The organism is Micrococcus sp. LASM2_SD2, assembly GCF_057364565.1.
Genome location: NZ_JBNFOB010000124.1, coordinates 1 through 6654, shown reverse-complemented (window position 1 = coordinate 6654; position 6654 = coordinate 1). Strand labels below are relative to the sequence as shown.

The window sequence follows — 6654 nt, the reverse complement described above, 5'->3', positions numbered from 1 at the left end:
GCCCGCCTGCACGAGGGGCTCGGCTACCGCACTCCCGCGGAGGTCGAGGTGGCCTACACTCACGATCAGGACTCAGCGCCCGTTGCGTCCTGACCTCGGAACGAAACCCAGGGCGCTTCAGGGCCTGTTACACCACCACCCCGTAGACTCGACGGAATTCGGCCGGAGCTTCTCAGAAGATCGGTCTCTTCCCCCTGTCGTCCATCGACCCCGCCTGGCTCCCGAGCAACGGTGCGACGTATGGGCTCACCGGTAGCAACATCACTTACACGTACCTCGACGGGGCACGTAAGACCGCCTAGAAGTACACGATGACCGCGGCGCCGAGCAAGATCACCTCGACGACCACCAACGGCTGTATTACTTTCTCGACCGGCTATTCCGCTGAGTTCGGCAGGTACGAGGCGAACCGGCCGGTGTGTGGCAGCTACAGCACGCTGGCGGAGACAATCACCACTGCCGTCTACAAGACGCCGGATGGTGTCAGCCACACGCTGGTGATGCGCACGCTGGGCTCCAGGATTGAGATCACGGTCGACGGGGTCAAGATCTGATTGGTCAGCAAGACAACGGCCGCCCCTCCCCGAGGAGGGGGCGGCCGTCGTCGTTCCTGTCCGACGTTTCTCTCCTCCACCGGACATCCCCGTCCAACAGGTGAGATCGGGACGTGTCCCACAGGCGCCCCGCACAGCCGATGGGTGTGGAATGGTGAGCAGGAGGAAGGTCGGCCCACCATCACCGATGTTCCCGCCCCGTCTCCGGCATACCGGCCGGCGGCGGTCCCACACGCCATCAGACATCGAGTCGAGAGGTGAGGCGCCATGCGCAACGTCCAGAAGCCGTCCGGCATGAAGTTCGGCAAGTACGCCCCGTACCTGGATCAGTTCACCGTCGACCTTCCGGACCGCACATGGCCGGACAAGGTCATCAGCGAGGCGCCCCGGTGGTGTGCCGTGGACCTTCGTGACGGCAACCAGGCCCTCATCGACCCGATGGGACCCGAGCGCAAGCTCCGCATGTTCCAGCTCCTCGTGTCCATGGGCTACAAGGAGATCGAGGTCGGCTTCCCGTCCGCCTCGCAGACCGACTTCGACTTCGTCCGCCAGCTGATCGAGGGCGACCACATCCCGGACGACGTCACCATCCAGGTCCTCACCCAGGCCCGCGAGCACCTGATCGAGCGCACCTTCGAGTCCCTCGAGGGTGCCAAGCAGGCGATCGTGCACCTGTACAACGCCACCTCCGTGCTGCAGCGCCGCGTGGTGTTCCGCCAGGACGAGGACGGCATCGTGGACATCGCCACCCAGGCGCGCGCTGGTGAAGAAGTTCGAGGAGCAGCTCAAGGGCACGCAGATCACCTATGAGTACTCGCCGGAGTCCTACACGGGCACCGAGCTCGAGTTCGCCCGCCGGATCTCGGACGAGGTGGCCACGGTGCTGGAGGCGTCCACGGACCGTAAGATGATCCTCAACCTGCCGGCCACCGTGGAGATGGCCACCCCCAACGTGTACGCGGACTCCATCGAGTGGATGCACCGCAACCTCGAGTGCCGCGAGAACGCCATCCTCTCCCTGCACCCGCACAACGACCGCGGCACCGGCATCGCCGCCGCCGAGCTCGGCTACCTCGCCGGCGCGGACCGGATCGAGGGATGCCTGTTCGGCAATGGCGAGCGGACCGGCAACGTGGACCTGATCGCGCTCGGCATGAACCTGTTCAGCCAGGGCATCGATCCGCAGATCGACTTCTCGGACATGGACCACATCAAGCGGACCGTGGAGTACTGCAACCAGTTGCCCGTGCCCGAGCGCACCCCCTGGGGCGGCGACCTCGTGTTCACCGCCTTCTCCGGCTCCCACCAGGACGCCATCAAGAAGGGCTTCGAGGCCATGGAGGAGGACGCGAAGGCCGCCGGCAAGGGCATCGACGACCTGCTCTGGCAGGTCCCGTACCTGCCGATCGACCCGAAGGACATCGGCCGCTCCTACGAGGCCGTGATCCGCGTGAACTCGCAGTCCGGCAAGGGCGGTGTGGCCTACCTGCTCAAGACCGAGCACAACCTGGACCTGCCGCGCCGCGCGCAGATCGAGTTCTCCCACGTCATCCAGTCCCTCGCCGACGCCCAGGGCGGCGAGGTCTCCGGCAACGACCTCTGGGGCGTCTTCCAGGACGAGTACCTGCCCGCCGAGGACGAGGCCGGACGCTGGGGCACCTACCACCTCGGCACCGTGCAGACCGAGTCCCCGGCCGACGGCGAGTTCCGCATGACCGTGGAGGTCGAGCGGGACGGCGAGTGGACCACCCGCACGGCCACCGGCAACGGCCCGATCGCCGCGTTCCTCACCATGCTCGCCGAGGACGGCCTGGACGTCCGCGTCCTGGACTACACCGAGCACGCCCTGTCCGAGGGCGGCTCCGCGATGGCCGCCGCCTACGTGGAGGCCGCCATCGGCGACCGCGTCCTCTGGGGCGTCGGCCTGGACCACAACACCACCCAGGCCTCCCTGAAGGCCGTGGTCTCCGCCGTCAACCGCGCCCTGCGCGACCAGGACTGAGCACACCGTGTCCGCAGGAGGTTCCGCCGCCGCCCCCCACCGGGGGCGACGGGCGGAGCCGCGTCCCGGCGCGGCAGCGCACGCTCCGGTCGCGGCGGGGGAGGCGGCTACACCGCCAACTCCTTCCGCACCGAGGGGATCGTCCTGCGCACCCACAAGCTCGGCGAGGCCGACCGCATCTTAGAGATCCTCACCCCGGAGCACGGGATCGTCCGGGCCGTGGCCAAGGGCGTGCGCCGGCCGAGTTCCCGGTTCGGCTCCGTGGTGGAGCCCTTCATGCACTCCACCCTGCAGATCGCCCGCGGTCGCAAGGACCTGCACACCCTGTCCCAGGCCCAGCTGATCACCCCGTACGCGACCTGGCTGGCCACGGACTACGAGCTGTTCTCCCTGGCCGCCGCCATGGCCGAGACCGTCGAGCGGATCAGCTCCGTGGACGAGTCCGGCGCCCGCGCCCAGTTCCGCCTCTTCCATGGGGCCCTGGCGGCCCTCGCCCGACGACGGCACTCGCCTTCTCTGATCCTCTCCAGCTTCTTGCTGCGCACCTTGAGCGCCGCCGGCTGGGCGCCGTCCTTCACGGTCTGCGCCCGCTGCGGGGCGCAGGGCCCGCACCTCTCCCTGCACATCGCCGTAGGCGGGGTGGTCTGCGAGGATTGCCGGCCGTCCGGCTCGTCCCGGCCCGCTCCGGAGACCATCGCCCTGCTGGCCGCCCTGCAGGTGGGGGACTGGGCCGTGGCGGACGCAGCGTCGGACATGTCCGTGCGGGAGGCCGCCGGTATCGTGAGCGCGTACCTGCAGTTCCACGTCGAGCGTCGGCTGGTGTCCCTCACCGTGCTCGAGCAGATGGCGCAGGCAGCACCACCCGCACCGCCTCGATGAAGGACCCGCACCGATGAGCCCCGCCCGCCGCGACCGCACCGACTCGAACCCCGCCGCCACGGGGCAGCGGACCATCGTGACCCCGCCGGCGCACCCCACGGGTGTGCAGCCGCCTGCCATGGACCGCCGGTTCGTGCCCGAGCATGTCGCGATCGTGATGGACGGCAACGGCCGCTGGGCCAACGAGCGCGGCCTGCCGCGCACGGAGGGCCACCGCGCCGGCGAGGCCGCGCTGCTGGACGTTGTGGCCGGTGCCGTGGAGATGGGCATCGGGCACGTCTCCGCCTACGCGTTCTCCACCGAGAACTGGAAGCGGTCCCCGGAGGAGGTCCGCTTCCTCATGGGCTTCTCCCGGGACGTGCTCCGCCGGCAGCGCGACACCCTGCACTCCTGGAACGTGCGCATCCGCTGGAACGGCCGGGCACCGCGCCTGTGGAAGTCCGTGATCAAGGAGCTCCGTGCTGCCGAGGAGCTCACCAGGCACAACACGGGCACCACCCTGCACATGTGCGTGAACTACGGCGGGCGCGCTGCCCTCACGGACGCGGTGAAGGCGATCGCCGAGCAGGTGGCGGCCGGGGAGCTGAAGCCCGAGGGCATCCGGGAGGACACCCTCACCCGCTACCTGGACAAGGACATCCGTGCCGGCCTTCGCGGCATCGAGCCGACCCCGGACGTGGACCTGTTCCTGCGCACCTCCGGCGAGCAGCGCCTCTCCAACTACCTGCTGTGGGAGTCCGCCTACGCGGAGCTGCTGTTCATGGACATCCTCTGGCCGGACGTGGACCGCCGCGCCCTCTACGAGGCCGTGGAGCTCTACGCCCGCCGGGACCGCCGCTACGGAGGAGCTGTGGACCGCTCCGCCGGCTGAGAATTCAGCGGCCGTAGGCCTCCAGCCAGCGCAGGACATCGGCAAAGGCCTCGTTGCGGATGACCTCCGGTGAGGCGAAGACGTCATGCAGGGCGTCCGGGTAGCGGTGCACCGTGACGCGTCGGCCGAGGTTCAGTGCCCGTGCCGCCATGGCGGTCGGCTCCAGGATGATGTCCGCGGTCCGCATGGCGTCCGCGTACTTCGCCCCTCGGTAGCCCTTCTGTGACACCAGCGTCAGCACGGGTTCCTGGATGTCCAGGCCGGCCTTGACCTGTGCATGGCCGGCGAGCACGGCGTTGAGCCACGCGGCCGGCACCTCGAAGGACGTGGGCGGCCGCCATCGCGGGTGCAGGTCCCATTCGCCGTCCGCCTCCGCGGAGAGGGTGCGCCAGTAGAAGTCCACCTTGGGCAGCTTGAGCATCGCGTAGGGCTGGCGGCTGGCCACCGGGTCCACGATGGTCTTGGCCAGGTGCCGCACCCACGTGGACCCCTGCATCTCCAGCCACGGGCTGTTCAGCACCAGCGCCTGCAGACGGCCGGGGTGACGATGCGCCCACAGGGAGGCCACCAGACCGCCGGTCGAATGCGCCACCACCACCGGCTTCTTCGCATAGGTCCGGCCGATCTCGCCGAACGCCGCCTCCAGGTCCACATCATAGGAAGCAAGGTCATCGGTCCATCCGGGCGTCTGCCCCTCCCGAAGCGATCGGCCGTAGCGGTGCAGGTCCAGGGCGTGGAACGCGTAGCCGGCCTCCTCGAAGGCGCGTGCCGCCGGCTCGTTGTAGAAGTAGTCCGCCCAGCCGTGGATGAGCAGCACCGGGGTGCGGTGACGGTCCCTCACATGGGCGACGGGCCGGACGATCGTGACCAGGTTGGTCCCCTGGTCGTCCTCGGACACCGCGAACGTCTTGGACTCGAACCCGTCCATCACATCCGGCTGCCAGTCCCGCCTGGCTCGGTGGTGAGCAGGGCCGGCAGCTCCGGCGCAGCGCCGTCGGTCTCCCGGGGATCGGCGGGGGACAGGGCCGAGTCCGCCCCCTCGGCGACCGCCCTCTCGGGTGAGTCGGATGGGGAAGGCGAGGGGCCGTCGTCGGGAAGGATCATGCCCACCAGGGTAGGCGCGGGACGCCTCCGCTGCCGCCGCCCCGGCGTGGGATGATGGACACATGCAGCTGCCTTCCGTGAAGACCGGGATCGAGAACCTGCTCACCTCGAACCTGCCCCGCGTGTACCCGCCCTTCTTCGACGCCGTGTTCTCCGGCATGGACGCCGAACAGGCCCATGAGAGGGGTGTGGCCGGCATCCGCGCCGCCGAGCGCACCGGTGCCTCCGCCCTGCTGCGCTCCGCGTTCCGCCCGGATCCGTGGCTGGCGCGCACCGTGATGGGACTGCGGTTCCCCACGCCGTTCGGCCTCGCCGCCGGCTTCGACAAGCACGGGCTGGCCACCACGGCGCTGGCGGACCTGGGCTTCGGGCACATCGAGGTCGGCACCGTCACCGCCCAGGCCCAGCCCGGCAACGAGAAGCCCCGCCTGTTCCGCCTGGTGGAGGACAAGGCCGTGATCAACCGCATGGGCTTCAACAACGAGGGCGCAGCCGCCGTGGCGCCGCGCCTGGCCGCCACCCGCGCCACCCTGACCGAGCGCTTCGGGCAGAACCGTCGCGTCCTCGGCGCGAACATCGGCAAGACCAAGGTGGTCGAGCTCGCCGACGCCGCCGCGGACTACCGCGTCTCCGCCCGCCTGCTCTCCCCGCACGCGGACTACCTCGCCGTGAACGTCTCCTCCCCGAACACCCCGGGCCTGCGCCAGCTGCAGGAGATCGCCACCCTCGAGCCGCTGCTGCGCGCCGTGCGCGAGGAGGCCGACGCCGCTGTCCCCGACCGCCATCTGCCGCTGGTGGTGAAGATCGCCCCGGACCTGGCCGACGAGGACATCGTGGCCGTCGCGGACATGGCGCGGTCCCTTCCGCTGGACGGCGTGATCGCGACGAACACCACCATCGGCCGGGCGGGGCTGGTGGCCGACGCCGCCGAGGTCGAGCGGATCGGCGCCGGCGGCCTGTCCGGTGCCCCGCTGAAGGAGCGCTCCCTCCAGGTGCTCCGCCTGCTGCGCGCCCAGCTGCCGAAGGACGTCGCCCTGATCAGCGTCGGCGGCGTCACCAACGCGGATGACGTGGCCCAGCGCCTCGAGCTCGGCGCCGACCTCGTCCAGGGCTACACCGCCTTCCTCTACGAGGGGCCGTTCTGGGCCGGCCGCATCAACGCGGGCCTGGGCAGGCGGCTGCGCGGCTGAGCCGGCCCGCTCGTCGGACGTACCGCGCCCACGGTGCGCCGCCCCAAGGGCGGG

General features: G+C 70.1%; 5 protein-coding genes and 2 pseudogenes. 5 read left to right on the top strand and 2 right to left on the bottom strand.

Annotated features, from left to right (window positions below):
* Positions 1-311 precede the first annotated feature (311 nt).
* The 4 genes and pseudogenes from AC2W7A_RS07735 (at position 312) to uppS (ending at position 4306) form a co-directional block, all read left to right on the top strand.
* The gene (locus tag AC2W7A_RS07735; protein WP_485990846.1) at positions 312-554 is read left to right on the top strand and encodes a hypothetical protein; all 243 of its coding nucleotides are present in this window, start codon (positions 312-314) and stop codon (positions 552-554) included.
* A 267-nt stretch (positions 555-821) separates the two neighbouring features.
* Positions 822-2556, top strand: a pseudogene (leuA, locus tag AC2W7A_RS07730) (2-isopropylmalate synthase).
* A 108-nt stretch (positions 2557-2664) separates the two neighbouring features.
* A pseudogene (recO, locus tag AC2W7A_RS07725) lies at positions 2665-3435 on the top strand (DNA repair protein RecO); the annotation flags it as partial.
* Between the two features lie 118 nt (positions 3436-3553).
* Positions 3554-4306: a polyprenyl diphosphate synthase gene (uppS, locus tag AC2W7A_RS07720; RefSeq protein ID WP_485990847.1), complete on the top strand. Its 753-nt coding sequence runs from the start codon at positions 3554-3556 to the stop codon at positions 4304-4306.
* Between the two features lie 4 nt (positions 4307-4310).
* On the opposite strand, the gene AC2W7A_RS07715 is transcribed toward uppS, so the two are convergent.
* Both AC2W7A_RS07715 and AC2W7A_RS07710 read right to left on the bottom strand, forming a co-directional pair.
* Positions 4311-5234, bottom strand: a complete 924-nt coding sequence (locus tag AC2W7A_RS07715) for an alpha/beta hydrolase (RefSeq protein WP_485990845.1) — start codon at positions 5232-5234, stop codon at positions 4311-4313.
* A complete protein-coding gene (locus AC2W7A_RS07710) occupies positions 5234-5410 on the bottom strand; it encodes a hypothetical protein (RefSeq protein ID WP_485990844.1) in 177 nt (58 codons plus the stop codon). Before AC2W7A_RS07710 ends, AC2W7A_RS07715 begins: the two co-directional genes overlap by 1 nt.
* A gap of 62 nt (positions 5411-5472) precedes the next feature.
* Here AC2W7A_RS07710 and AC2W7A_RS07705 point away from each other — a divergent pair, with 62 nt between their 5' ends.
* Entirely contained in the window at positions 5473-6600 is a 1128-nt protein-coding gene (locus AC2W7A_RS07705) for a quinone-dependent dihydroorotate dehydrogenase (RefSeq protein WP_485990843.1), read from the top strand.
* The last annotated feature ends 54 nt before the right edge of the window (positions 6601-6654 follow it).